25 protein-coding genes and 1 tRNA gene are annotated in these 26,074 nt (G+C 65.2%); 10 read left to right on the plus strand and 16 right to left on the minus strand.

The genetic code is table 11. The annotated features are described in order from the left end of the window. The first annotated feature begins 150 nt into the window (after nucleotides 1-150). Nucleotides 151-1,380 (plus strand): molybdopterin molybdotransferase MoeA, encoded by a 1,230-nt coding sequence (locus tag FOZ74_RS12080; protein ID WP_146913299.1) that lies wholly within the window; start codon nucleotides 151-153, stop codon nucleotides 1,378-1,380. Next, nucleotides 1,380-1,640 carry a MoaD/ThiS family protein gene (locus FOZ74_RS12085; protein WP_146913300.1) on the plus strand — a complete coding sequence of 87 codons (261 nt, stop codon included), beginning with the start codon at nucleotides 1,380-1,382 and terminating at the stop codon, nucleotides 1,638-1,640. The genes FOZ74_RS12080 and FOZ74_RS12085 overlap by 1 nt, the downstream gene beginning before the upstream one ends. On the opposite strand, the gene FOZ74_RS12090 is transcribed toward FOZ74_RS12085, so the two are convergent. Then, nucleotides 1,641-1,955: a hypothetical protein gene (locus FOZ74_RS12090; protein WP_146913301.1), complete on the minus strand. Its 315-nt coding sequence runs from the start codon at nucleotides 1,953-1,955 to the stop codon at nucleotides 1,641-1,643. Between the two features lie 3 nt (nucleotides 1,956-1,958). Further along, nucleotides 1,959-2,213 (minus strand): hypothetical protein, encoded by a 255-nt coding sequence (locus FOZ74_RS12095; RefSeq protein WP_146913302.1) that lies wholly within the window; start codon nucleotides 2,211-2,213, stop codon nucleotides 1,959-1,961. Nucleotides 2,214-2,266: 53 nt separating this feature from the next. On the opposite strand from FOZ74_RS12095, the gene moaE reads away from it, so the two are divergent. Further along, the gene (gene moaE, locus FOZ74_RS12100; RefSeq protein ID WP_146913303.1) at nucleotides 2,267-2,743 is read left to right on the plus strand and encodes a molybdopterin synthase catalytic subunit MoaE; all 477 of its coding nucleotides are present in this window, start codon (nucleotides 2,267-2,269) and stop codon (nucleotides 2,741-2,743) included. Here the strand turns inward: moaE and FOZ74_RS12105 are convergent. Continuing rightward, nucleotides 2,740-3,723, minus strand: a complete 984-nt coding sequence (locus FOZ74_RS12105; RefSeq protein ID WP_146913304.1) for a biotin--[acetyl-CoA-carboxylase] ligase — start codon at nucleotides 3,721-3,723, stop codon at nucleotides 2,740-2,742. The genes moaE and FOZ74_RS12105 overlap by 4 nt on opposite strands. A gap of 148 nt (nucleotides 3,724-3,871) precedes the next feature. Between FOZ74_RS12105 and FOZ74_RS12110 the strand changes: the two genes are divergently transcribed. The 6 genes from FOZ74_RS12110 to FOZ74_RS12135 all read left to right on the plus strand — a co-directional run bounded on the left by FOZ74_RS12110 (nucleotide 3,872) and on the right by FOZ74_RS12135 (nucleotide 10,095). After that, nucleotides 3,872-4,453 carry a biotin transporter BioY gene (locus FOZ74_RS12110; protein WP_146913305.1) on the plus strand — a complete coding sequence of 194 codons (582 nt, stop codon included), beginning with the start codon at nucleotides 3,872-3,874 and terminating at the stop codon, nucleotides 4,451-4,453. Further along, a complete protein-coding gene (locus FOZ74_RS12115) occupies nucleotides 4,450-4,884 on the plus strand; it encodes a DUF1284 domain-containing protein (RefSeq protein WP_146913306.1) in 435 nt (144 codons plus the stop codon). The genes FOZ74_RS12110 and FOZ74_RS12115 overlap by 4 nt, the downstream gene beginning before the upstream one ends. A gap of 60 nt (nucleotides 4,885-4,944) precedes the next feature. Further along, a complete protein-coding gene (gene clpB, locus FOZ74_RS12120; RefSeq protein WP_146913307.1) occupies nucleotides 4,945-7,551 on the plus strand; it encodes an ATP-dependent chaperone ClpB in 2,607 nt (868 codons plus the stop codon). A 64-nt stretch (nucleotides 7,552-7,615) separates the two neighbouring features. Next, nucleotides 7,616-7,927, plus strand: a complete 312-nt coding sequence (locus FOZ74_RS12125; protein WP_146913308.1) for a hypothetical protein — start codon at nucleotides 7,616-7,618, stop codon at nucleotides 7,925-7,927. A gap of 81 nt (nucleotides 7,928-8,008) precedes the next feature. After that, nucleotides 8,009-9,454 (plus strand): aldehyde dehydrogenase family protein, encoded by a 1,446-nt coding sequence (locus FOZ74_RS12130; protein ID WP_146913309.1) that lies wholly within the window; start codon nucleotides 8,009-8,011, stop codon nucleotides 9,452-9,454. A gap of 119 nt (nucleotides 9,455-9,573) precedes the next feature. Beyond that, nucleotides 9,574-10,095 (plus strand): GNAT family N-acetyltransferase, encoded by a 522-nt coding sequence (locus FOZ74_RS12135; RefSeq protein ID WP_146913310.1) that lies wholly within the window; start codon nucleotides 9,574-9,576, stop codon nucleotides 10,093-10,095. A gap of 169 nt (nucleotides 10,096-10,264) precedes the next feature. Here FOZ74_RS12135 and ribD read toward each other — a convergent pair whose 3' ends face one another. From ribD to FOZ74_RS12190, 11 genes are all read right to left on the minus strand, one after another. Then, entirely contained in the window at nucleotides 10,265-11,359 is a 1,095-nt protein-coding gene (gene ribD, locus FOZ74_RS12140; protein ID WP_146913311.1) for a bifunctional diaminohydroxyphosphoribosylaminopyrimidine deaminase/5-amino-6-(5-phosphoribosylamino)uracil reductase RibD, read from the minus strand. Between the two features lie 47 nt (nucleotides 11,360-11,406). Further along, on the minus strand, nucleotides 11,407-11,835 hold the full coding sequence (locus FOZ74_RS12145) for a type IV pilin protein (RefSeq protein WP_146913312.1): 429 nt from the start codon (nucleotides 11,833-11,835) through the stop codon (nucleotides 11,407-11,409). A gap of 11 nt (nucleotides 11,836-11,846) precedes the next feature. Further along, on the minus strand, nucleotides 11,847-15,578 hold the full coding sequence (locus FOZ74_RS12150) for a pilus assembly protein (protein WP_349291071.1): 3,732 nt from the start codon (nucleotides 15,576-15,578) through the stop codon (nucleotides 11,847-11,849). Nucleotide 15,579: 1 nt separating this feature from the next. After that, nucleotides 15,580-16,332, minus strand: a complete 753-nt coding sequence (locus FOZ74_RS12155) for a pilus assembly PilX family protein (protein WP_432417459.1) — start codon at nucleotides 16,330-16,332, stop codon at nucleotides 15,580-15,582. Between the two features lie 78 nt (nucleotides 16,333-16,410). Then, complete coding sequence (locus FOZ74_RS12160; RefSeq protein WP_146913314.1) at nucleotides 16,411-17,244, minus strand: PilW family protein; 834 nt, start codon at nucleotides 17,242-17,244, stop codon at nucleotides 16,411-16,413. 78 nt (nucleotides 17,245-17,322) lie between these two features. Next, nucleotides 17,323-18,000 carry a type IV pilus modification protein PilV gene (pilV, locus tag FOZ74_RS12165; protein WP_255437600.1) on the minus strand — a complete coding sequence of 226 codons (678 nt, stop codon included), beginning with the start codon at nucleotides 17,998-18,000 and terminating at the stop codon, nucleotides 17,323-17,325. Further along, nucleotides 17,997-18,578 (minus strand): GspH/FimT family pseudopilin, encoded by a 582-nt coding sequence (locus tag FOZ74_RS12170; RefSeq protein WP_146913315.1) that lies wholly within the window; start codon nucleotides 18,576-18,578, stop codon nucleotides 17,997-17,999. Before FOZ74_RS12170 ends, pilV begins: the two co-directional genes overlap by 4 nt. A gap of 14 nt (nucleotides 18,579-18,592) precedes the next feature. Next, a complete protein-coding gene (locus FOZ74_RS12175; protein WP_146913316.1) occupies nucleotides 18,593-19,126 on the minus strand; it encodes a GspH/FimT family pseudopilin in 534 nt (177 codons plus the stop codon). A gap of 118 nt (nucleotides 19,127-19,244) precedes the next feature. Continuing rightward, the gene (locus FOZ74_RS12180) at nucleotides 19,245-19,508 is read right to left on the minus strand and encodes a hypothetical protein (protein ID WP_186764592.1); all 264 of its coding nucleotides are present in this window, start codon (nucleotides 19,506-19,508) and stop codon (nucleotides 19,245-19,247) included. A gap of 182 nt (nucleotides 19,509-19,690) precedes the next feature. Continuing rightward, a tRNA-Thr gene (locus FOZ74_RS12185) sits at nucleotides 19,691-19,766 on the minus strand. Nucleotides 19,767-19,820: 54 nt separating this feature from the next. Beyond that, nucleotides 19,821-20,513 (minus strand): MarC family protein, encoded by a 693-nt coding sequence (locus FOZ74_RS12190; RefSeq protein WP_146913318.1) that lies wholly within the window; start codon nucleotides 20,511-20,513, stop codon nucleotides 19,821-19,823. A 146-nt stretch (nucleotides 20,514-20,659) separates the two neighbouring features. On the opposite strand from FOZ74_RS12190, the gene FOZ74_RS12195 reads away from it, so the two are divergent. Further along, on the plus strand, nucleotides 20,660-22,261 hold the full coding sequence (locus FOZ74_RS12195) for a BCCT family transporter (RefSeq protein ID WP_146913319.1): 1,602 nt from the start codon (nucleotides 20,660-20,662) through the stop codon (nucleotides 22,259-22,261). Between the two features lie 44 nt (nucleotides 22,262-22,305). Here the strand turns inward: FOZ74_RS12195 and FOZ74_RS12200 are convergent, their stop codons facing one another. Together FOZ74_RS12200 and pepN are read right to left on the minus strand one after the other, a co-directional pair. Beyond that, the gene (locus tag FOZ74_RS12200; RefSeq protein WP_146913320.1) at nucleotides 22,306-23,316 is read right to left on the minus strand and encodes a class 1 fructose-bisphosphatase; all 1,011 of its coding nucleotides are present in this window, start codon (nucleotides 23,314-23,316) and stop codon (nucleotides 22,306-22,308) included. Nucleotides 23,317-23,327: 11 nt separating this feature from the next. Further along, a complete protein-coding gene (pepN, locus tag FOZ74_RS12205; RefSeq protein ID WP_146914197.1) occupies nucleotides 23,328-26,033 on the minus strand; it encodes an aminopeptidase N in 2,706 nt (901 codons plus the stop codon). Nucleotides 26,034-26,074: the final 41 nt, after the last annotated feature.

Consider the following 26,074-nt stretch of genomic DNA (forward strand, 5'->3'; position numbering starts at 1 on the left):
CTACCCTGCACGTTTCGGGGCGCGGCACGCAGGGCGCCACGGGCCGCGGGCGCGGGCGCGGGCGCGGGCGCGGGGCAGTGTGCGCAGCCGCTTCGCGCCCGTTGCCGGCCACTGCCTTGCCCTGCGGCGCCCCCCGCTGGAGACACCGACATGCAAACCCCTCTCAAACCCCTGGACGAAGCCCTGGCCGAGCTGCTGGCGCAGGCCACGCCGCTGGGCGAGCGCGAAAGCGTCTCGCTGTTCGATGCCGACCGCCGCGTGCTGGCGCAGGACGTGGTCTCGCCCCTGCAGGTTCCGCCGCGCGACAACAGCGCGATGGACGGCTACGCGCTCCGCGCCGCGGATGTGGCGCAGCCCGGCGTGGTGCTGCCCGTGTCGCAGCGCATTGCCGCGGGCCACGTCGGCCAGCCCCTGGCGGCCGGCACGGCCGCGCGCATCTTTACCGGCGCGCCGATTCCCCGGGGCGCGGACGCAGTGGTGATGCAGGAGGAATGCGCGCCGCTCGACGGCGAGCGCGTGCAGGTCAAGGCCCGGCCCAGGCCCGGCCAGTGCATCCGCCGCAGCGGCGAAGACATAGCGCGCGGCAGCACCGTGCTGCCTGCGGGCACGCGCCTGGGCCCGGCCGAGCTGGGCCTGGCGGCCAGCGTGGGCCTGGCCGAGCTGGCCGTGGCCCGGCGCCCGCGCGTGGCGCTGTTTTCCACCGGCGACGAGCTCGTCATGCCCGGTACCGTGGCGCCCGCGCAACTGCCCGAAGGCCACATCTACAACAGCAACCGCTACTTCCTGCGCAGCCTGCTGCAGCGCCTGGGCTGCGAGGTGCTGGACCTGGGCGTGGTACAGGACACGCTGGCTGCCACCGTGGCCGCGCTGGAACTGGCGGCCGAGCGCTGCGACGTGATCGTCACCAGCGGCGGCGTGTCGGTGGGCGAGGAAGACCACGTCAAGCCCGCCGTCGCGCGCCTGGGTGCGCTCGACCTGTGGAAAATTGCCATCAAGCCCGGCAAGCCCTTTGCCTGCGGCCATGTGCAAAGTGGGGCGCGCCGCGCGCATTTCCTCGGCCTGCCGGGCAACCCCGTGTCGAGCTTCATCACCTTCGCGCTGTTGGTGCGCCCCTTCCTGCTGCGTTTGCAGGGCGTGGCCGATGTTGCTCCCTTGTCCGTAGCGGCCACCGCTGGGTTCGATTGGGCAAAACCAGACAAACGCCGTGAATTCCTGCGCGTGCGCCGGGGCGCGCAGGGGCAACTGGAATTGTTTCCCAACCAGAGCTCGGGCGTGCTCACCTCCACGGTCTGGGCCGACGGCGTGGTGGACAATCCGCCCGGCACGCCCATCGCCCGGGGCGACAGCGTGCGCTTCATTGCCTGGACGGAGCTGCTGTGATGACCGCCAAGACCGTGACCGTGCGTTACTTCGCCTCCATCCGCGAAGGCATGGGCCGCGAGCGCGAAAGCGTGAGTACCCGCGCCCAAACGCTGGCCGCGCTGCGTCAGGAGCTGATCGCGCGCGGCGCGCCCTGGGCCGACTGCCTGGCCGAAGGGCGTGCGCTGCGCATGGCGCTGGATCAGGCCATGGCCGGCGCCGATGCCCCCTTGCCGGACGGCGCCGAGGTTGCCTTCTTTCCGCCGGTGACCGGGGGTTGATCAGTCTTCCGCTGGCAGCGCGGGGCCGTGCCAGCCCAGCAGCTCGGCCAGGCGCAGCGTGACCCAGCGCGCCTCGGCCGCGGACAGGCCGGCCTCGGGGTGGCGCAGTGCCGCATGAAAACCCTGCAGCACGCTGGCTTCCGAGGGCGCGCCCTGGTACACCTGCTGCGCGCGCTCCACCAGGCTTGCGGCCATGTCCTCGCACCATTCGTAGCGTTCGCGCACTTCGGCCGGCGTCCCGCGCAGCCGCCCCTGCGCGTCCTGGCGCAGCGCGAGGAAGGAAGGCGGCACGACGATCTGGTTGTCGTCCTGCATCGCTCAGTCGGGCCGAAAGCGCTCTTCGAAGCGGCGCAGGTCCACTTCCAGCTCGAAGCTCACGAGCTGACCCATCTTGCCGTCGCGCGCGCGGTGGGCTGCGAACAGGCTGCTGCGGCCGACCAGGTCCATGCCCGGCAGGTCGATCAGCGCATAGGGATGGGGCACGAAGACGTGGTAGGCAAAGACTTCGCGGTGCGCGCTCTGCGGCGAGGGGTAGAGCGTGTAGCCATGGGCGGTGAAGGCGAGGGCGGGCATGCGGGCGGCGCGGTAAAGTAGTTGTCCACTGTAGCAAAGCGGGGGCCAGGCCGATGTCCGGCGAGATTTCCATCCAGCGCGCCGACTTCGACGTGGGCAGCGAACTCGCGCGCCTGCGCGCCGGCGAGGCGCGTGTCGGCGCGGTCTGCTGCTTCGTCGGTACGGTGCGTGAGCACGGCAGCAGCGGCCCGGTCAGCCGCATGGAACTCGAACACTACCCGGGCATGACCGAAAAGGCGATCGCCGCGATGATCGAGGAAGCGCGCCGGCGCTTCGACCTGTACGGCGTGCGCGTGATCCATCGCGTGGGGGCCCTGGCGGCGCAGGATCAGATCGTGCTCGTGGCCGTCACCAGCAGCCACCGCCAGGCGAGCTTTCAGGCCTGCGAATTCCTGATGGACTACCTCAAGACCCAGGCGCCGTTCTGGAAAAAAGAACACACGCCCGACGGCGAGCGCTGGGTCGATGCGCGCGAAAGCGACGATGCGGCGCTCGCGCGCTGGGGCGTGCGGGCACGCAACGTCGGCTAGCGCCGCACCGACACCTTGTCGGCGAAGACGGTGGTGGTGCGCCCGCCCAGGTCCACGCGCAGCGCCCCGCGTGCATCGATGCCGCAGCCCTTGCCCTGCTGCTGCCCCTGCGCGCCGTGGATGACCAAGGGTTGACCGGCCAGGCTGTCCCTGCGTGCAAACGCATCGGCAAAGGCCGCCAGGCCTTCGCGCTCGAAGCGCAGCAGTCCCGCGCGCAGATGCGCGATCAGCCGTGCGGCCAGCAGATTGCGCCCGGGCAGCGGGCCGCTGCCGCAGCTGGCCAGGTCGGTGGCGGGCAGCGCCATGGCCTCGGGCCGCTCGGGCGTCTCGGGCGCCAGGCGCAGGTTCAACCCCAGGCCGATGCGTGCGACGCACGGCCCGTCGTATTCGCCATCCACCTCGATCAGGATGCCCGCCAGCTTGCGCTCGCCCACCACCAGGTCGTTGGGCCATTTGAGCTGCAGGCCGGGCACGGAGACAAGACTCTCGATGGCCTGCACCGCGCACACGCCCATGGCGATGGACAGACCCGACAGCGCCGCCGGTCCGCTGGCAAAGCGCTTGAGGCAGGACAGGGTGATGCCCATGCCCGGCGGGCATTGCCAATCGCGCCCCCGCCGCCCGCGGCCGGCGCTCTGGCTTTCGGCCAGCACCACCGTCAGGTCGGGCGTGTCTTCACCCAGGCGCGCCAGCGCGTCCTGGGTGGAATCGAGCTGCCAGTGCACCTGTACCAGTGCGCCTGCGGGATCGTCCAGCGCCTCGGTGATGCGCGCCGCATCCAGCAGCTCCAGCGGCCAGGGCAGCCGGTAGCCCGCACCGGTACGCGCCGCCACGGGAAGGCCCAAAGCACGCAGCGCGGCCACCTGCTTCCAGATGGCGGCGCGGGTGACGCCCAGGCGCTCGGCCAGCAGCTCGCCCGAAACCGCTTCACCATGCGCCAGCTGCTGCAACATGTCTTGTGCCGGGGAAGCGGGTTTCATGGCCCGAGTGTGCCGCATGCGGAAAATATCTTGTAAACCAAAAAATCGAATCATGGTTGACATTGGGCCGTGCGCTGCAGATACTTGCGTCTGGTGGCTGGCCGGGCGTGCTCCGGTCGCCTGTCCGGTTTTTTCCTTCGAGCTACCCATGACACTACCCACTTCCGCCTCCCTGTCCCTGAACCCGAGCGGCTCCGGCCACTGGCTGCGCCAGCTGCTGCTGGTGCTCGTCGGCACGGCCGCGCTCAGTGCCTCGTCCTACCTGAGCATTCCGCTGCAGCCGGTGCCGGTGTCCATGCAGACCTTCGCCGTGCTGATGGTGGGCGCGCTCTATGGCTGGCGCCTGGGCGGCATCACCGTGCTGGCCTGGCTGCTGCAGGCGCTGGCCGGCATGCCGGTGCTGGCGGGCGGTGCCGGCGGCCTGGCGCCCTTCATGGGCAAGACCGCGGGCTATCTGCTGGCCTTCCCGGTAGGCGCGATGCTCATGGGCTGGCTCGCGCAGCGCGGCTGGGATGGCGCGCGACCGCTGCGCGCCTTTGTCGCGATGTTCGCCTGCACCACGCTGATTCTGCTGGCCGGCGGCACCTGGCTGGGCATGTTGATCGGCATGGACAAGGGCTGGCAGTTCGGCGTGCTGCCCTTCCTGCTGGGTGACGTGCTCAAGTCCGCCCTCGGCGCTGCCACGCTGGCGCTGTGGTACCAGGCACGCAAGAGCCGCCGCGGCGCATGACGCTGGCGCTGCGCGCCCACCATCTGCTGTGCCTGCTGACCTATTCGGGCGAGGGTTACAGCCCGGCCTTCGTGGCCAACTTCGATGCCATCGTGGCCCGCCTCGCCGACGGTGAGGCGCTGACGCTGGCCAGCGGCCCCGACGCGATCTGCGAGCCGCTGTGCGCGGGCGAAGGCGAGGGTGCGCACTGCCATGGCGCGTCGGTGCGCGAGCGCGACCGGCAGGCCGCGCAGGCGCTGGCGCCGCTGCTGGGTGCGCCGGGCAGTGGTGGTGGCTGGCGGCTCGACGCATCCCTGCTCGCGCGCCTGCGTGCGGCCTTTTCGGCGGGCCGCATCCGTGCCGCCTGCAGCGGCTGCCCTTGGGACGCCATGTGCACCGAGGTGGCGCGCCAGGGCTATGCGACGGCCCGCCTGCACCCGCCGCCGTCTTGAATCACGCCCCGGGGGCCGCATATCGTTCCCATAACGATGGATTTTCGGGAGCGACGCACGATGCGACTCGACAAACTCACCACCAAATTCCAGCAGGCGCTGGCCGACGCCCAGTCGCTGGCGCTGGGCTACGACCACGCCTACATCCAGCCTGAACACCTGCTTGCGGCCATGCTGCAGCAGGAGGACGGCCCGAAGTCGCTGCTGGCGCGCGCCGGCGTGAACGTGGCGCGCCTGGCGCAGGAGGCCGACGCGGCCCTCAAGCGCCTGCCCAGCGTGCAAGGCCAGGAGCAGGTGCAGCCCGGCCCCGACCTCCTCAAGTTGCTGCAGGCAACCGAGAAGGAAGCGATCAAGCGCGGCGACCAGTTCATCGCCAGCGAAATGTTCCTGCTGGCCTTGGCCGATTCGAGCGGCGAAGCGGGCCGCATCGCCCGCGAAGCCGGCCTGTCGCGCAAGGCGCTGGAATCGGCCGTGGAAGCGGTGCGCGGCGGCCAGACCATGGACAGCGCCGAGGGCGAGGGTCAGCGCGAGGCGCTGAAGAAGTACACGCTGGACCTGACCGAGCGCGCGCGCCAGGGCAAGCTTGACCCGGTGATCGGGCGCGACGACGAGATCCGCCGCACCATCCAGGTGCTGCAGCGCCGCTCCAAGAACAACCCGGTGCTGATCGGCGAGCCCGGCGTGGGCAAGACCGCCATCGTCGAAGGCCTGGCGCAGCGCATCATTGCGGGTGAAGTGCCCGAAAGCCTCAAGGGCAAGCGCGTGCTGGTGCTGGACATGGCGGGGCTCTTGGCCGGGGCCAAGTACCGCGGCGAGTTCGAGGAGCGGCTCAAATCGGTGCTCAAGGAAGTGGCGCAGGACGAGGGCCGCATCATCCTCTTCATCGACGAGCTGCACACCATGGTGGGCGCGGGCAAGGCCGAGGGCGCGATCGACGCGGGCAACATGCTCAAACCGGCGCTGGCGCGCGGCGAGCTGCACTGCATCGGCGCCACCACGCTGGACGAATACCGCAAATACATCGAGAAGGACGCGGCGCTGGAGCGGCGCTTCCAGAAGGTGCTGGTGCAGGAGCCCAGCGTGGAGGACACCATCGCCATCCTGCGCGGCCTGCAGGTGCGCTACGAGGCGCACCACGGCGTGGACATCACCGACCCGGCCATCGTTGCCGCGGCCGAGCTGTCCCACCGCTACATCACCGACCGCTTCCTGCCGGACAAGGCCATCGATCTGATCGACGAGGCGGCGGCCAAGATCAAGATCGAGATCGACTCCAAGCCGGAGCTGCTCGACCGGCTGGAGCGGCGCATGATCCAGCTCAAGATCGAGCGCGAGGCGATGAAGAAGGAGACCGACGAGGCCTCGCAAAAGCGCCTGCAGCTCATCGAGGAAGAGCTGGCCGGGGCCGAGCGCGAGTACGCCGACCTCGAAGAGGTCTGGCAGGCCGAGAAGGCCAGTGCCCAGGGCAGCGAGCAGATCAGGAAAGACATCGATGCGATCCGCACGCAGATCGAGGAGCTCAAGCGCAAGGGCGACTTCAACAAGGTGGCCGAGCTGCAGTACGGCAAGCTGCCGGAACTGGAAAAGAGCCTGAAGGAGGCGCAGGACAGCGAGGCCGAGGGCGGCGCCGACGCGGGCCACAAGCTGCTGCGCACCCACGTCGGGGCGGAAGAGATCGCCGAGGTGGTCTCGCGTGCCACCGGCATCCCGGTCTCCAAGATGATGCAGGGCGAAAAGGACAAGCTGCTGCAGATGGAAGACAGGCTGCACCAGCGCGTCGTCGGCCAGGACGAGGCGATCTCGGCCGTGGCCAACGCCATCCGCCGCTCGCGCTCGGGCCTGTCGGACCCGAACCGGCCGCTGGGCAGCTTTTTGTTCCTCGGGCCCACGGGCGTGGGCAAGACCGAGCTGTGCAAGGCGCTGGCCAACTTCCTGTTCGACAGCGAAGACCACATGGTTCGCATCGACATGAGCGAATTCATGGAAAAGCATAGCGTGGCGCGCTTGATTGGCGCGCCTCCGGGCTATGTTGGCTATGAAGAAGGCGGTTATCTGACCGAAGCCGTGCGGCGCAAGCCCTACAGCGTGCTGCTGCTCGACGAGGTGGAAAAAGCCCACCCCGACGTGTTCAACGTGCTGCTGCAGGTGCTCGACGACGGGCGCCTGACCGATGGCCAGGGGCGCACCGTGGACTTCAAGAACACGGTCATCGTGATGACCAGCAACATCGGCTCGCAGCGCATCCAGGCCATGGTCGGTCAGCCCGACGACGAGGTGAAGGATGCGGTCTGGGAAGAGCTGAAGGCACATTTCCGCCCCGAGTTTCTCAACCGCATCGACGAGACGGTGGTGTTCCACGCGCTCGATGCGCGCCACATCGAGGCGATCGCCGCGATCCAGCTCAAGCTGCTCGAAGATCGCCTGGCCAGGATGGATCTGCATCTGCGTGTCTCGCCGGCGGCGATGGCGGAGCTGGCCAAGGTCGGGTTCGATCCGGTGTTCGGCGCGCGCCCGCTCAAGCGCGCGATCCAGCAGCGCATCGAAAACCCGCTCTCCACCGCGCTGCTCGAAGGCCGTTATCCGCCCAAGAGCACCATTCCGGTGGACGTCGATCCGGTGCGCAACCCGGGGGTTTTCATCTTCGGGGAACCCGAAGCGGCCGATTGAGACTTACCATGGATGGCGCGCCGCCCTTCGCGCGCGCCGCTTGAGCTTGATAGAGAGGCCCGGATTGAACGAAGTCGTCACCACCGCCATACGCTGGAGCCTGCGCCTGGCCCTGATCGCCATGGGAGGGCTGCTGTTCCTGAGCCTGCTGCTGGCCGGGTGCATCCTGGCGCTTGCCTGGAGCCTGCGCGCGGCTTGGGCACGCCTGACGGGGCGCCCGGTCGCGCCCTGGGTGATGCGCATGGATCCACGCCACGGCTTCAGCACGGTCTATCGCAGCACTGCGCGCTGGACCTCGAACACCGCAAGCAACATGGGGCGCGGTGCCCGCCGCCTCGGCGAGGTCACCGACGTGACGCCGCGAGAGATCCCTTGACGTGCGCCCGTCCGGCGTGGCCAGTGCCCGCCGGGCACGGCCATTGCAGCGGTTCTGGCACGCACGATGGAAGGCAAAGCGATGTTCGAGACCCCTGCAGAAGAGCTTGAGCGGCTGTTTCAGGCGCAGCACCGCGCCAGTCGCGCCCAGCCCGATGTGCCGCTGGCACTGCGCCGCGAGCGCCTGCTGCGCCTGCGCACGCTGATCGATGACCATGCGCCGGTGCTGGCCGCCGCGGTGCAGGCGGACTTCGGCATGCGCTCGCGCCAGCTCACCGAAGTGGCAGACCTTTTTTTGCTGCGCGCGCAACTGGCCAGCACGCTGCGCCAGCTCGCGCGCTGGTCGCGCCCCCAGAAGGTGCGCACGCCGCTGTACTTGCAGCCGGCGCGCGCCTGGGTGCAGCGCCAGCCGCTGGGGGTCATCGGCGTGATCTCGCCCTGGAACTACCCGGTGCAACTGGCGCTGGGCCCGGCCATCGGGGCGCTGGCGGCGGGCAACCGGGTACTGCTCAAGCCCAGCGAACTGACGCCGCACACCTCGGCCAAGCTGGCCGACCTGGTGGCCCAGTTCTTCGCGCCCGAAGAATTCTGCGTGGTGCAGGGCGGTGCGGCGGTGGCTGAACAGCTCAGCCGGCTGCCGCTGGATCACCTGGTCTTTACCGGATCGACCTCGGTGGGGCGCAAGGTGGCGCTGGCGGCGGCCGACAAGCTCACGCCCACCACGCTGGAGCTGGGCGGCAAGTCGCCCGCCATCCTGGACGCCGACTGCGACCTGGCGGATGCGGCCCTCAAGATCGCCCACGGCAAGCTGCTCAACGCCGGGCAGACCTGCATCGCCCCCGACTACCTCTTCGTGCCCAAGGGCAGCGAGGCGGCCTTTGCCGGCGCCTTCCGTGCCGCCGTGGTGCGTCTCTTTCCGCGCTTTGAAGGCAACCCCGACTACGCCGCCATCATCACGCCGCGCCACCTGGCCCGCCTGCGCGAACTGCTGCAGGACGCGCGCGAGCAGGGCGCCGAGGTGCAACAGATCGAGCCCGCTGCCGCCACCCACGGCGCGCCAGCGCAAAGCCTGGGCGACGGCATCGCGCGGCAGATGCCGCCGGCGCTGGTCTTTGGCGTGCACGACCAGATGCGCCTGATGCAAGAGGAAATCTTCGGCCCGCTGCTGCCCGTCATCGGCTACGAAACCCTGGACGAGGTGGTGGGCTACATCAACGCCCGTCCACGTCCGCTGTCGCTGTACTGGTTCGGCAATCGCACGGCCGTGCGCGACGAGGTGCTCACGCGCACCGTCAGCGGCGGCGTCACCGTCAACGACACGCTCTTGCACATTGCCCATGAAAGCCTGCCCTTCGGCGGCGTGGGCGACAGCGGCTGGGGCGCCTACCACGGCGAGGCGGGCTTCCTGCGCTTCAGCCACGCCAAGGCGGTGCTGGTGCAGTCGCGCTGGGGTGCGGGTGCGCTGCTGTACCCGCCCTACGGCCGGCGCTTCGAGCGCGTGATGGCGCTGCTGCGCAAACTGCTGTAGCACATCGCATGGGCCGCGGTGCGAGCCTGGGCGTCCGCGCGGTTTTGTGCGTCGCAGTAGGCAGCTGAAACGTTTTGCGCGAGAATCGCGGGTTTTCCATTAGCTGCGTTCTCGTTTTCATGTCTCGCATTCAGGTACGCCCCGCCACGCTGCGCGATGCCAAGGCCATCGCCCAGGTTCATACTTCAGCTGCCCTTCAGGCCTACAAAGGTGTCGTCCCGGACGACCAGCTCAAGGCCATGTCTTCGCCGGAAAAACGCCAGGCCTACTGGCGCGAAGCCATCAACTACTGCGAACCCCAGGTGCAGGTGGCCATCGAGGACGACAAGGTTGTCGGCTTCGTCGGCTTCGACCGCTCGCGCGACCCCAAGACCCGCCCCACCACGGGGGAAATCTGGGCCATCTACGCCGACCCCGGCCACTGGGACCAGGGCGTGGGACTGGCGCTGTGGGATGCGGCCCGCGAAGGCCTGGTGGAAGAGGGCTGCACCACCGTCACCGCCTGGGTGCCGCTGCGCAACGAGCGGGCGTTGCGCTTTCATGAAGCTGCAGGCTTCAAGCGTGAAATGAGCACGGCCAAGACGGCCGTCGTGGGCGGCGTGAAGATCGAGGAAGTGCGCCTGCACCGTTCCTTGAATTAGAGCTGCTTGCGCTTGCGGGGCAAGGGCTAGGCTCGAATTTGTCTTGCGAATTCAGTTTTTCCGCCGTCCCCCTCTGGGGCAGGGCCCGGGTGGGGGTCAGGGCCGCGTGAATGCCGCAATTGCCCCCTTCCGGTATCCGCGGTGAGGCACCGTCGTCCGCATTGGCTTTTCAAAAGTCTTCACGCCCCTCGACGCGCGCCAGCACCCGCAGGTCGGCTCCCACCTGCCGCACCTCGCGCCAAGTGAGCCGCTCGCCTTCCGACAGCGCCGCGAGCGGCCCCCAGTGGGCCAAGCCTCGCGCGCCGCTGCCCAGCAGAACGGGGGCGAGATAGAGCAAGAGCTCATCGACCAGCCCCAGGCGCAAGAACGCGCCGTTGAGCTCGTGCCCCGCTTCCACATGCAATTCATTGACCTCACGCCGCGCCAGGTCGCGCAGCAGCGCCGCCAGATCCACACGGCTGCCGGAGGCGTCGGGCAGCACCGTCACCGCCGCGCCGCGCGCCTGCAGCGCTGCGGCGGCTGCGGGGTCGGCATTCGCGGTGTAGATCCACACCTGGCGATCGGGTACCTCAAAGAGCCGCGCCGCAGCCGGCGTGCGCAACTGGCTGTCGAGCACCACCAGATGGGGTTGGCGCGGCGTGGCGACGCCGCGCACGTTGAGCAAGGGGTCGTCGGCCAGCACCGTGCCCACCCCGGTGAGCACCGCGCAAGCGCGCGCACGCCAGGCATGGCCATCGGCACGCGCCGGCTCTGAGGTGATCCACTGGCTGGCGCCGTTGGCGAGGGCGGTCACTCCGTCCAGCGACGCGGCCGCCTTCATCCTTACCCACGGCCGAGCGCGCGCCATGCGGCTGAAAAAGCCGATGTTCAGCTCGCGCGACGCCTGCGCACCCGGCCCCACGTCCACCTGCACCCCGGCCGCCCGGAGGCGGGCAAACCCTTGGCCCGACACCAGTGGATTGGGGTCGGCCAGCGACGCCACAACCCGCGCCACCCCGGCCGCAAGCAGCGCGTCGCAGCAAGGCCCGGTGCGCCCCTGGTGCGCACAAGGCTCCAGCGTCACCCAGGCGGTCGCGCCGCGCACATCCCGCCCGTGAGCCGCCGCGTCGCGCAGCGCCACCACCTCGGCGTGCGGCCCGCCGGCCTGCTGGGTAAAGCCCCGGCCAATGACCTCGCCCGCCGGCGAGACCAGGACGCAGCCGACGCGCGGGTTGGGGTTGGAAAGAAAAAGCGCTTGGGCGGCGAGCTCAAGCGCTTCTTGCATCGGTGTTGAAAGTTCTGTCTTCATGGTAGCCGGATGCTACCGTGACATCATTTGCCCCAGCATTCCACGGTGGTTGCCCCACTGTTGAGGTTGTCGTTGCCCTGGACGCCAGTATTGGTCAAGGTGTAGTCGCCACAGCGATCATCCTTTTGCGGGCCTGGATCTTTTCGTTTGGCAATCAAGGTGAAGGCTGCATTCGTGGGAGTGCCTTTGAAACTGATGGTGTAGCGCTTTGCAGCGTCGCCCGACCATGTCAGATTGCTGGGCAACGTCGTTGGATAAACACCATTGGCTGTTGCAGCACGCTCCAGCCATTGGGCCGCCTGCAGTAGCGCGGCGCGAGCATCGGAGCGGTGTCCGCGCCGCACATATTCGGCGTAGCTCGGATAGGCGATTGCCCCCAGGATGCCGACGATCGCCACGACGATCATCAACTCGATCAGAGTAAATCCTCGAAGTCTTGACGGGTATCGCATGGTGGTTCCGATCAGTTGAGTTGTCGCCAGCTGGGGCGGGTGGATTGCTCAGGCATTCTCGCCAGTTCTTCCTTGCCCCCTCCGGTAGTGTCAATGATGCGGTCACCCTTGGTGATCAAGGTGGGGGTGCCCATGGCGACCTGTTTCCGATTGACGTCCTTGTCCGAATCGGCGTCCGCTCCGCCTTTGTACACGCCATCACCGTTGGCATCTACCAACTGAATGGAAGGCCTTTTTCCGTCCATGATGTTGATGAGGGTGCGCCATTGAGTACCTGGACTAGTGTCCACTACCTGATCGACGCAGCTTTCGTTGAGATTGGTGCTGGACGCATTGACGGTGCCGGAGGGCGACTCCGTGTAAGCCGCCAGAATATTGCTTCCATCGAAGAATTGCATGGGTTGGATCATGCGCTCTCCGCTGCCTGGCAGGTCAAGATACCAACCCTTGAAGTTCTTCCATGTATCCTTGTCCAGACTGTCGATTGCATTGACCGTACCCAGATCGCCCTGGACGGTGGAGATGCTCTGTTTTGCCAGCAGCCCCGTAGCTGTCATCGTGCCAACTGCGGCGGGAACCGGAACGCAAGTCTCGGGGTTGGTGCTGCAGTTACCTTGGCCCGGATGGATTTCCAGCAGGTTGGATCCGCTGCTGCGCTTGCGGTATCTTGCGTTGTCCAGCACGGAGTAGATGGTTTGTATGGGCTGGTTGATGTCCGTCTTGCGATCGTCCTCAGTCAGGTTGCGACCGGTTCCGAATGCCACCATCATGCCGCCCACTGCGGCCGTCTCGCCTGAGGCGGTTTTCATCATGCGATCGTTGGCCTGGACAATCGGTGCCGCAGTAATCGGCTGCACCTGATTGCGAGTGGTCCCCGCGATGGTTGTCAATCCTCTTGCTGTGAACAGGGGGTTCCCCGGGCCGAAAGCGGATTTCCATTCACTGGGGTCATCGCTCGTGACATCAAATTTCCAGAGATTTCCAAGGTTGTCTCCGGCATAGACGATGTCCACCGTGCCGTCGCCATTCAAATCCACCAAGGTGGGTGCGGCCAGACCATTGTCCTTGGCTTGGCCTGTACCGGTGCCAGCCGTCGTCGTCTGGACACGAACGAGCTCCCTGGCGCCGTCAAGGTATTGAACCAGCAACACGGGACGTTGATTGGCGCTGTTGTAGCCATTGCCCATGACGGCAGCCCACCGCCCGTTGTTCATGAGGGTGATTTGCGTGGTTTCCTGCGGGCTGTTGGGTTTTCTGCTCGGTTGGGCGGTGATGTTGCCAATGTCCCTGTCTTCCGCGACCGTATTGTTGCACTCTGTCTTTGCTGGACCGGTCAAGGCGCTGCAGTCGGGCGCGGCTTCAACGTTGCCGCGGGTCCTGTCCACGGGCACCAAGGTGGCTGCATTGCCTTCGATGAAATCGTCAGGCTTGGTAACGTCCATCAGGAAGTAGCCTTTGCCGCCAGCCCCGAGGGTGCCGACCAGCATGGTCTTCCATGTACTGCCGTCCCTGATGTCTCCGGACATGGGAGAGCCGTCTACATAGTAGCGGTGCTCGTAATCGGGGTCGGCCAGGCCTTTCAGGTTGGCCATGACGCCGCGCGGCACGTAGGCAATTTTCTCGAAGCCGTCCTTTGCCGAAAATCCGTGGAACATGCCGTCGTTGCCGCCCACGTACAGCATGGGCAGACGGTTCTTCTGGGCTGACACGAAGGCGCTGTACCCGCTCAGGGGGCTGATGCCGGCGGGTGCACCGGTGTACCACAGGACGGAATTGATGATGTCGCCCTGGATGCTGACGCGCTGTCGATAAGGCTTGGCTGCCGTTGCTGGATCGGCTTCCAGGCTGCGGTCGCCGCGGATGTAGTTCAGGACGTTTTGTCCCTTGTTCTTGGTAGTCGCCGCAGGGTCCGAGCTTTCCTTGCCCAGGCTCGCTTTCTGGGCGCTGCTCAGATAAGTCTCATCGCTCGCCCATTTGAAGCTCGCGGCAGTCCGGGTTTTGTCGTTCCATGAAAGCACCAGGCGCGTGTTCCAATCGACGCTGTCCAGTCGGTCTGCAGTGGTCTTGGCGACGCCTCCGGTGCTCCAGCCTTCGACCACGCTGGGGGATCGGTAGCAGGTGGCGTCGTTGCCATCCGCATCCTTGCATGGATAGGGCTCAGGCTCGCGTCCGTCGGTGGCAGTCACATATCCTTTCCATGCCTTTTTTGCTTCGTAGACGGTGGCAAAGTTGCCCACGTTCTTGTTCGACATGTTGTAGCCGCTGGTGCTGCCGCCCGACTGGATTTTTTCCGGCAGGGTTGCGCTTTCCTCGTTGATCTTTCCGATGATGGAACGGAAGGCTTTTTCGAGATCTTCACCTGAACTGACAGGGTAGAAGCGGCCACGTCCATTGATGGCAGCATGCCAGAGATCCAGGGAACGCTTATTTTCTGCGTCGAGTTTCGGCCATGTCTGAGCGCCCGTGGCAATGTCGGCAAAGCCCTTGTTGTAGCCTAGGTAGCCGCCCTGATCGACATCAGTCGGCGAAACGGGTAGGGTAATGTCGGCTGCCTCGATTTGGCTTGCGCCAGGCCATGTAATGGCTTCATCACTAAAACCTATGGTGTAGGTTACCATGTGCGGCCAAGTCGCTGGATTGTATTTGGGATTCCAATATTTTTGCAGGTTAACCGTTTTCTTGTTCTCGCCGCTTCCAGTGGTAAATGTTTCCGTCGCTGGCGCCTCGTCATATTCTTTTGAAGGCTTGAGCTTGTCTGAATTCAGCAGGCTGGCTGGGTTCTGCAATGGATCCATCCAGCTCTTGAATGCCCAGTCTGCCAGCTGGTCGCCGTAGCTGTCGGTATAGAGCCTTGTCTGATCTGAGCTGGTACTGAAAGCCTGTCTGCCGCCTTGAGCTGTCCAGCTTTTGCCATCCTGATTGCCACCAGAGGTGGCGCCGTTCCAGCGACCATCAGTCATGAAAATGTGATAATTGCGCCGGCATCCGAGATACTCGGTGCTTTTTTCTCCAGTTCCGCCTGGATCGGTCGACCAAGGTCCCGTGGAACTGAGCGTTGCGCGCATGTAATCGTCAGCCTGCTTGAACATGGCATGCGAAGGTGTGCCGTTTTGCGGCAGGAGGTAGCTGACAAATTCAAGAAAATTCTGGCGTTGGGTATTGTCCAGCGGGCGTATCTGGTTTTTGCTGCCGGTCACGGAACTGCTTATATCTTTGGCACCTGGTGTTTTCTTATAGCCCGGATTTTTGCCAGAACCGTACCAATAGTCTAAACTGCTGTATTTTTCAACATTATTACCGTTATTCCACATCGCCTGCCACCCCAAACGGATTTTTCCGTCAGGCACTAAATCAGGGTCTGAAAATACCTCAGTCAGGGCGTACTTAAGAACATTCATCCGACGTGCCTTTTTTGACCATACTCCGTTGGTAGGCGCGGTGTCATTTATTGCGCCGGAGGTATTTCCTTGGTCAAGCCGAAACCCCATGCTTCCCGAATCGTCAATCGAAATGATGACGTTGGGTGCCACGAAGGCGGACTTCGCCGTAGGCAGTGGAGGTGCTTGCACGATGTCGAGCGCCCATGCGCCGCCAGGTGCTAGTATGGCACCGACCGCAAGGGTGATGATGTTTTTTCTATATTTGGACTTTTGAATGCGGGGCATGGTGTGCTCCTTTGGAATTTTGGTTATCCATTTTTGATGGTTGAACTTTTCCAATAGATGGCAGATTGTTTTTACCATCTCAATCTTTCATTCTCTGGCGGGCATAAGTCTGTTGCAGCACCACCTTGGTGCTGTCCTTGAGGCCGTATGCCAAGGCCGTGATGCGGTAAATTACGTAAACGTCAAGGTTCAACGAGAGCTGATTCGATGCTTCGCTGGAGACGATCAGGTTGGCCGTCTTTGCCGCATCGCTGTAAGGCATGACTTCAATCCAATACCAGCCGCCTTCCTTTGGTCCGCCCCGCCTTGCCAAAATGGGATTCGCTGGGTTGTCTTTGTCGCCGAGCTGGGCACCTGTATATTCCCCATAGCGAGCACCGACGCCCGATTTCGTGAGTTTGTCCAAAGTTACTTCACCTGCATCCGGGGGGCTTACAGGAGTGACGTCGTTCTCGTAGTTCCAGAAGTCCTGGTGCCCGGTGCGGCGCGCGCAAAGACCATCCTTGCACTTGCCTTCGGCAGCATTCAGCGTGGCCACCAAGCCGTTGATTTCCTTGGCTTCGGTGGGAAACTGGAGCTGGGTGAAATTCCATTGACGACAGGGGGCAGCGCAGGGTTTTCCGTCCGCCGTCTGGCCTCGGATATCCAACTCAGCGTCTTGCAATAGCGCTTGAGCGGCCTCAAAGGCGCGCTGGTAATCGGCGTCATTTCCCACCACCAGTTCGTTGAACATCGAGGTGCGGGATGCCCACAGCGCCAGCAGCATGGACAGCATGACGAAGACGATGACTACGAACAAGGCAATGCCGTGTTGCGACGCGCGACGCTTCAAGGGGCGGAGTGCCCTTGAAACGATAGGCCGTGGGGGGGGCGAACAGATCAATGAGGACATGGCTGACTCTAACGATGTTCAGATGCTTGGTTCCAGGAGGGCCTGGCTGCGCAACTGGAAGGTATTGCGCAGCAGCAAGTGCAACCGGTTCTTGCGAGGACCTGTCAATGTGGTCATGTCGACTTCCGTTTCACCATCGCAGCCCATGTACTTGCTGCCGTCCGGCATATCTACAGGTTCGGTGCCATAAACGACAAGGCAGACCTGTATGCCTTGCACCTGGCGCCAGTTCTTGACGTCCGCCGCTTTCTTGTATTGAATCTCGGAGCCGTTTGCGCCCAACGATTGTTCGATATAAACAAATTGCAATTCTGCAACATTGCCAATGACAGGCTGTGCAGTCGAACCATTACCGCTGCATTTGAGTTGAGCATCTTCAAGAGTAAAATTGCTTTCTGTTTTTCGGTCCTCACTTGCGTCTTTTGGCAAACCAATACAGTTACGTGACAGAGCGATTTCATCGGTGTTGATGAAAACACGGTCCTTGTAGCGCCGAAAGGCGGTTGCTAGTGAACTATCGGTACTGACTTTGCCCAACGTGTCTTCTTGGTTGAAGTTATTGCCTTCGGTTCCTGTGGTATTGGTTTCGAAGGCGACGGGGCTCATGGGATCGGCACCTGTTCCGGCGCTCGCTGGATCAGGGTTGAGATAAAGCGATCCGGCTTGCCGCAGCTGGTTACCGATGACGCGCATGGCATAGGCGCCTTGTTGTTGCAATTGGCTGGCGTCGCTGACCGTGCCGCTGATACCGCGAGAAGCCATCAAGGCCACCATGGCCACTGCCACCACGAGCAGGCCGATGGCGATGCCGACCATCAGTTCGACCAGAGTGACGCCGCGTTGCCAGGCCATTTTGGGCCGTTTCAGGGCTCGGGCGCTTGCAAGCCGGTCGACAGGCGCTATCAAAAAAGTTGTCATTCAGTCCTCGCGTCAAGAGCAATAGGCAGTCAGCTCGGCGGCCCCGTTGTCGTAAGGTGCGCAGCGGGCGGGAACGGGCAGGTACTGCAGGTGGCAGATGCGGTCTGCCGGGCACGCGTTGTCGGTATCGGTCCCGGCAGAGAAACTGCCATCGTTCTGGCGCACTTTGGACGCGTCGATGTCATCGGTGGCCAGGCCTTCGCGCTCGTTCGCTCGCCAGCTGATGATGACCCCCAGTACGCGGCGATTGGTGCCGTCCACGCCTGCCTCACCCGGCGCCTCGAAGATACTCGCCTGCCCCAGAGGCAGGGTCTGCTCTACGGTCAGCTTCCATTGGTACAGGTCATGGGTGATCTGCTGGCTTGGCGTACAGGCGGTCGCAGTGCAGTCCGCCGGGGTGATGTCGCTGGCCTTCTGGCCGTAGCCGGACGGAAAACTCGCCAATTTCAGCATGGCATTGGGATTGACCCGCATGCGTTCTCCCAGGTCGTCGATCAGGCGTATGGCCTGGGCGCGTCGGACGGTGGTCTGGGTGTCCGCCAAGGTGCGCATCTGTACCCCGACGATGCCGAGGATGCCGAGCGCTGAAACAACGAGAGCGATCAGTGACTCGATGAGCGTGATGCCGGTTTGGCGTTTTGCGCGTCTGGGCTGCATGAAGAACCTTGAAAGATATTTGGCAGAAGTCATGGCTGGGCCTTGCATTCGATTTCGCCGGGCAAGGACCGTATGCGCCCACCGGCCGCCAGGCACACCGTGTAGGTGCTGGCGGAACTGACTCCGGCAGGCACTGGTGAAAGTACGAAGCTCAGGGTGTTGTTGCCGTTGGTCATGCCCCAACGGTCAAACTTGAGGCTGTTGCCGCTCGGGCGACGTATTACATTGACGTTGCCGGGTAAAGCGAACTGACGCAAGACAGGCTCGGTGCTCTGCCGCGTGCCGTCGCCATTCAAGTCAGCGAATGCAATCCAGCCGCACCCCCATTCCTCCGTGGTTGGAGCGTTCTGGCAACCTCCTGCGCTGTTCTTGAGTTTTGTCAGGCTCAGCCGGCCGCCACGCTTGATGGCTTCCGAGCGCGCGTAATACAGAGTGGATTCCAGATCGCCCACGACTTGGCGAACGCGCCATCGATCCACGATGGATCCGAAGCTTGGAGCAGCCAGCGACGCCAGCACCGCCAGGATGGCGACCGTGACCATCAATTCGATGACCGTAAAACCCTGCATGTTTTTGCGGTTGGCGCGCATCGTGATGGAAGTTGCGGTCATGTCAGGGCCCCGAGTCAGGCGCAGGCTGCGCCGTGCGATTTTTGAAAAACGCGGCTTCCTTCAGCAATGCACAAACGAATGGCGCTGCTGTCACCGTCGTCCTTTCCTTCAGGCTTGACCAAGATGCTCATTGCAGCCGCAACGCCGCCGTCGGTCTCCGAGACCATGCCCCATCGATCCACGTAGAGCTTGGTCTTGCTGCTGCTCTGGGTTGCGGATACGCGTCGCAGGGCCTCAAACTCGCGCAAGGGAGCGCCGCCGCTGGTCAAACCGACCTTCCAGCCTTGACTCCATCCGCCCGTGGCGTCGATCACGATGCCGCCGCCGCGCTTGATGGCTTCGGAGCGTGCGTAGTAGATGGTCGACTGGAGGTCTTCCGCGGCTCCCCGGACACGCCACCTCTCGATGATGGGGTTGAAGCTGGGCGCGGCCAGCGCAGCCAGCACGGCCAGGATAGCAACCGTGACCAGCAACTCGATGACCGTGAACCCGCTTTGCGAGCGGGCTTGCCGAGGAACACCGGCGCATGAAAATGGCAAAAGGGGCATGTAAACATCCTAGGGTGCACGTATCGATTTGTGCCGCCCGTGCGACCAGTGGCCGGCTTTGGAGGACGAGCGGTCTCTCGCCTCGGACGCGTTTGCCGTATTCCCAGAACTCCTCAGGTCAGGCAGGCCCCGGTACGCAAAAGAAAGAGCCGGGCGAGCGATGCGAGGAGGCCGCCGCCGCTACGCCCGGCTTGGCACATTCCAGCGTCGACGGGCGCACCGTGGGGCGACCCTGGGCGTCGGAGGGTACGGACAGGGGTTTGCGGGCATCCACGTAGAGCGACAGGCCGGTTTCCCGCGCATCGGCAGCCTGCAGCAGCGCTTCGTCCTCGTCCATGCCGAAGGTGATGGCCTCGGGCACGGTGGGGAAGATCACCAGCACGCTGTGCAGTCAGTGCCTACCCAAAAGCACTGAGCGCCAGTACCAGACAAGCCCTGCAAAGAGCCATTTTTTGTGGGCTTGTGCCTGTCCGTGTTTGACAAAAATGCCTAGAGATTGCCTACAAGCAACACACAAAGAAAAAGCGCACTACGTTTTGTGTAGCGCGCTTTCCTTTGCCTATCTGGTGCCGGAGAGAGGAATCGAACCCCCGACCTTCTCATTACGAATGAGCTGCTCTACCAACTGAGCTACTCCGGCCAAGCCCGTCATTATATAGGCGGGCTTGGCCGTTTTTGCCGCTGGCGCCGGCCTTCAGGTGGCGGTGGGCAGGGTGGCGATCAGGCCGCGGATGCCGTCCCAGACGATCTGCACGCCCACCGACAGCAGCATGAAGGCCATGATGCGCAGGAAGACGAGCTGGCCAACCTCGCCGAGTTTGCGCAGCAGCAGCACCGCGTAGCGGAAGGTCGTTGCCACCAGCACGCCCAGCAGCACCATGCCGGCCAGCGCGCCGGCGAGGTTGGCCAGGGTTTCGGTGATGCGCGGGGTGCGCAGGCTGGCACCGACGGCGATGGCGGCGGCCAGCGAGCCGGGTCCGCAGGTGATGGGGAAGGACAGCGGGTAGAAGGTGTTCAGGCGGGCGTTTTCCTCGGTCAGAGTCTGCGCCATCTGCGCGGTGTCGTCGTGCGCGGGCTGCTGGGTGTTGAGCATCAGCCACGCGTTGTAGGCGACGATGATGCCGCCGGCCACGCGCACCACGGGCAGCGAGATGCCGAACAGGTCCAGCACCAGCGAGCCCAGCGTCATCGTCAGGGCCAGCAGGATGGTGACGTACTTGCCGACGGTGATGGCGAGCTGGCGGCGTTGGGCCGCGCTCATGCCCTGGGTCCAGCTCACGAAGATGGGCGCGGTGGCCAGCGGGTTGATGATGGGCAGCACCCCCGCCATGGCGAACAACAGGCTTTTGCCAAAGGCGGAGATCAGCGCAAGAAAGGAGAATTCCATGAATCCGGGGGCGATCGGTGGGATGTTGCGCTGCAATAATGCCAGCAAAACGGGTGGCGTGAAGCCCGCTGGGCCTTTTGCGCGATGGTGCGGGCGTCGCAGGGGTGGCAGCGCTGCCCGTGCACCATGAACAAGGGAGGCGAGCCATGGTGTTTCATGTATCGATCGCGATCGTGGCGGTCCTGGTGCTGTTGGCCGGTCTGGTGCCGGGACCCTTCAACGCGGCCATGCAGTCGGCGCTGGGCGTGGTGGTGCACGGCGCTGGGTGGATGTACCTGCTGGTGGTGTTCGTCACGCTGCTGTTCCTGCTCTACCTGGCGTTCGGGCGCCTGGGGGCGCTGCGCATCGGCGGCGAGGACGCCGAGCCGGAGTTTTCCAGGGTGAGCTGGCTGTCGATGCTGTTTGCGGCGGGCATGGGCATAGGCCTGGTGTTCTGGGGCGCGGCCGAACCGATTTCGCACTTCGTGCGGCCGCCCGAGGGGCTGGCGCCGCAGACCTCGGTGGCAGCGCGCGCGGCCATGCGCTACGCCTTCTTCCACTGGGGACTGCACCCCTGGGCCATTTATGCGCTGATCGGCCTGGCCATGGCCTGGTTTCAATACAACCGGGGCGGGCGCGGCCTGGTGAGCGACATGCTGGAGCCGGTGCTGGGCCGCCACCACGCCGGCTGGGCCGGGCAGGTGGTGAACATTGCCGCGGTGGTGGCCACGGCCATCGGCGTGGCCACCACCCTGGGTTTCGGCACCATCCAGATTGCGGCCGGGCTGGAGCGGGTGTTCGGCATCAAGGCGACGCAGACCCTGCAGCTGGCCACGATAGGCGTGGCCTTCGTGCTCTACATGGCCTCCAGCACCAGCGGGGTGGAGCGGGGCATCAAGTGGCTGTCCAACACCAATCTGCTGCTGGCGGGGCTGTTGATGCTGGCGGTGCTGCTGCTCGGGCCGACGGGCGCGCTGTTCGATACCTTCACCACCACCCTCGGGGCTTACGTCAACCAGCTGGTGACGATGAGCCTGCGCCTCTCGCCATTTTCCGAGAGCACCTGGTCGTTTGACTGGACGGTGTTCTACTGGGCCTGGTGGATCGCCTGGGCGCCCTTCGTGGGCGCTTTCATCGCGCGGGTCTCGCGCGGGCGTACGGTCAAGGAATTCGTCATCGGCGTGGTGCTGGCGCCCACGCTGCTGGGCTTTGCCTGGTTTGCGGTGTTTGGCGGCGCGGCGCTGCACGCGCAGATCTTCGGCCAGGCGGATCTGGTGCAGGCGCTGGCCAATGGCTACGAGACGGTGCTCTTCGTGCTGTTCGACAGCCTACCCGCCAGCATGCTGCTGTCGGTGGTGGCGCTGGTGCTGCTGATCATCTTCTTCGTCACCTCGGCCGACTCGGCGGTGCTGGTGCTGGCCAGCATGTCCACCGACGAGGCAGGCGACCCGCCGCTGCGCCGCCGCGTGGTCTGGGGCGTGGCGGTGGCGCTGATTGCGGCGGCGCTGCTGGTGGCCGGCGGCCTGCAGGCGCTGCAGGGCCTGATCACGATAGCGGCGCTGCCGTTCGCGCTGCTGATGCTGCTGGTGATCGTCAGCCTGTTTCGCGTGCTCGATGGCGAGACCACGCGGCTGCGCCGCGAACGCCAGCAGCAGCGGCACATGATGCAGACCTGGGTGCAGCGCGAGATGGCGCAGCAGGCGCGCCAGTACGCTCCGGCGCCTGGCGCGCCCGCGCCGCGAGCGCCCGGATCACCCGACGGCGGCTGAGCCTTGCCCGGCGGTGCGCCCGGGCGCATCCGCCATGCGCGGCCTCAGGCTTCGGCGTGGTAGCCGGTCACGCGTTCGACCTCGTTCTTCGAGCCCAGGATCACGCTCACGCGCTCGTGCAGCTGGGTGGGCTGGATGTCCAGGATGCGCTGGCGGCCATTGGTGGCCGCGCCGCCCGCCTGCTCCACCAGCCAGCCCATGGGGTTGGCTTCGTACATCAGGCGCAGCTTGCCGGGCTTTCTGGGCTCGCGCTTGTCCCAGGGGTACATGAAGATGCCGCCGCGGCACAGGATGCGGTGCACGTCGGCCACCATGCTGGCGATCCAGCGCATGTTGAAATTCTTGCCGCGCGGGCCGTCCTCGCCCGCCAGGCATTCGTCGATGTAGCGCTTGACCGGCGCGTCCCAGTGGCGCACGTTGCTCATGTTGATGGCGAACTCCTTCGTGTCCTCGGGAATGCGCACGTTCTCGCGCGTGAGGACGAAGGAGCCCTGCTCGCGGTCCAGCGTGAACATGGCCACGCCGTCGCCGACGGTGAGCACCAGGGTGGTTTGCGGCCCGTAGATGCAGTAGCCGGCGGCCACCTGGCAGTTGCCGGGCTGCAGAAAGTCATTGTCGTGCACGCCGGGGTGGCCTTCGGGCTTTTTCAACACGCTGAAGATGGTGCCGATGGAGACGTTCACGTCGATGTTGCTGGAGCCGTCCAGCGGGTCGAACATCAGCAGGTATTCGCCCTGGGGGTAGCGGTTGGGCACGACGTAGATGCCTTCCATCTCCTCGCTGGCCATTGCTGCGAGGTGCCCGCCCCATTCGTTGGCCTCGATCAGGGTTTCGTTGGCGATGATGTCCAGCTTCTTCTGCACCTCGCCCTGCACGTTCTCGGTGCCGGCGCTGCCCATCACGTCGCCCAGCTCGCCCTTGTTGACGGCAAAGCTGATGCGCTTGCAGGCGCGCGCCACCACCTCCAGCAGCAGGCGCAGCTCGGACGGGATGTGGCCGTGCACGCGCTGCTGTTCGACGAGGTAGCGGGTGAGGCTGATGCGGTGGTCGACCATGAAAACTCCTCTCAATCGGCCAGGGCGTGGGTGACGAGCTCGCGCACGTCGTTGGAGAGCTTGGGCGCGGCGGCCACCCGTTCGATGGCGGCGCGCGCGGCCTCGCGGTAGGGCTCGGCCAGCCGCTTCCAGCGGTCCAGCGCACGCGCCAGGCGCGCGGCCACCTGCGGGTTGAAGGCGTCCAGCGCCAGCACCTGTTCGGCCCAGAAGGCATAGCCTGCGCCGTCGCGGCGGTGAAAGGCCCCGGGGTTGGCGCTGCAGTAGCTGAATACCAGGCTGCGCGCGCGGTTGGGGTTCTTCAGGTTGAAGTCCGGATGCTGCATCAGCGCCTGCACGGCGGGCAGCACGTTGCCGCCGCGGTCGGGGCGCGCGGCTTGCAGCGCAAACCATTTGTCCAGCACCAGCGCGTCGTCACGGAAGCGTTCGTGGAAACGCTCCAGCGCTGGGCGGGCGAGTTCATGGTCGCTCACGATCAGCGCGCCCAGCGCGTTCAGGCGCTCGGTCATGTTGGCAGCAATCTTGAAGCGCTGGTAGGCCTTGCCCGGCCAGACGGTGTCGCCGCTGCTGCGCGCGGCCAGGCAGAGCATGGACAGCGCCAGGCCGGCCAGCGCGCGCCGGCCGCTGCTGGCGGCATCCGGGCGGTAGGCGCCGCTGTCCTGGTGCTGCTCCCAGGCGCTGCGCCATTGGGCTTGCAGCGCGGTGGCTAGTTGCAGGCGCAGAGCCTCGCGCGCCGCATGCACCTGCTGCGGATCGACCTCGTCGAGCTGTTCGGCGATGTAGACCTCCGAGGGCAGGGTCAGCACCAGTTCCTTGAATGCGGGGTCCAGCTGCGGGTCCGCCAGCACCGCGCGCAGCGCATCGACGATGTCCTCGGGAATATGGCCATTTATGGCTGTAGCGCCCGCCTGCTCTGCGCTATCAGCTATGGAAGAAAGAGCAACGCGCAGCAGCAGGCGCTGGCCCGCTTCCCAGCGGTTGAAGGGGTCCGCATCGTGTGCGAGCAGGGTCAGCAGTTCGGCGTCGCTGTAGTCGCACTCCAGGATGACCGGTGCGCTAAAGCTGCGCAGCAGCGAGGGCACGGGGCGCTGCGCCACGCCTTCGAAGGTGAAGGTCTGGCTGGCCTCGTGCAGCACCAGCGTGCGCTGGGTCTCGCCCGCCGCGGCCTCGCCCGCCAGTTGCAGGGGCAGGGCGGCGCCGTCTTCACCGACCAGGCCAAGCGTGAGCGGAATGACGAAGGGCAGCTTGTCCGGCTGCCCCGGCGTGGGTGGGCAGCTCTGCATGAGGGTGAGGGTGTAGGTCCGGGCGTCGGCGTCGTAGTGGCCCGCGGCCTTCACGCGTGGCGTGCCGGCCTGGCTGTACCAGCGCTTGAAGGCCTCCAGGTGCTGGGCCAGCGGGCTTGCGGGGTTGGCGTCGGCCATGGCCTGGGCGAAGTCGTCGCAGGTGACGGCGTGACCGTCGTGGCGCTCGAAGTACAGCTTCATCCCGCGGGCGAAGCCTTCGTGGCCGCCCACCAGCGTGCGCTGCATGCGCACCACCTCGGCGCCCTTTTCGTACACCGTGACGGTATAGAAGTTGTTGATCTCCACGTAGCTGTCCGGACGCACCGGGTGGGCCATGGGGCCGGCGTCTTCGGGGAACTGGGCGCTGCGCAGCACGCGCACGTCCTCAATGCGGCGGGTGGCGCGCGCGGACGCGCTGCCGGCCATGTCCTGACTGAACTCCTGGTCGCGAAAGACCGTCAGGCCTTCCTTGAGCGAGAGCTGGAACCAGTCGCGGCAGGTGACGCGGTTGCCGGTCCAGTTGTGGAAGTACTCGTGGCCGACCACGCCTTCGATGTTGGCAAAGTCCTGGTCGGTGGCGGTGGCCGGGCTGGCCAGCACGTATTTGGTGTTGAAGACGTTCAGACCCTTGTTCTCCATCGCGCCCATGTTGAAGTCGCTGGTGGCGACGATCATGAAGCGCTCCAGGTCGAGCGACAGGCCAAAGCGCGTCTCGTCCCAGGCAATCGCTGCCATCAGCGAGTTCATCGCGTGCTCGGTCTTGCCCAGGTCTCCGGGGCGCACCCAGACTTGCAGCAGGTGCTCCTTGCCGGCGCGGCTGGTGATCTGCTGCTCGCGTGCCACGAGCTTGCCCGCCACCAGTGCGAAGAGGTAGCACGGTTTCTTGTGCGGATCGACCCAGCGGGCAAAGTGGCGCCCGTCCGCCAGCTCACCCGATTCGACCAGGTTGCCGTTGGACAGCAGCACCGGATAGCGGGCCTTGTCGGCGCGCAGGAGCACGCTGAAGCTGGCCATCACGTCCGGGCGGTCCAGGAAATAGGTGATGCGCCGAAAACCCTGGGCCTCGCACTGGGTGAAGAAGGTTGCGTTGCTTACGTACAGGCCCGACAGCTGGGTGTTCTTCTCGGGCGCGCAGGTGGTGAAGATTTCCAGATCGAAAGGCTCGCTGCCCTCGGGCAGGTTTTCCAGCACGAGCTGGTCTTCCTCGATCTTGAAACTGGTGCCCGCGCCGTTGACCTGCACGCGCGCCAGCTGGAGCTCTTCGCCATCGAGGCGCAGGGCCTGGGCCGCTACCTCGGGGTTGCGGCGCACGCGCATCTTGTTGAGCACCCGGGTCTTGGCCGGATCGAGGTCGAAGGTGAGCTCCACCGCGTCGATCCAGAACGCGGGCGGCGCATACTGCAGCCGGTAGACCGCGCTGGCGTTGCCATCTCTCATCATGGGTTGGTCCTTTCCTGGGGGCCGCTCCCCGGCGCGCA

This window comes from Comamonas flocculans, assembly GCF_007954405.1.
In the GTDB taxonomy this organism is placed as follows: domain Bacteria; phylum Pseudomonadota; class Gammaproteobacteria; order Burkholderiales; family Burkholderiaceae_C; genus Comamonas_C; species Comamonas_C flocculans.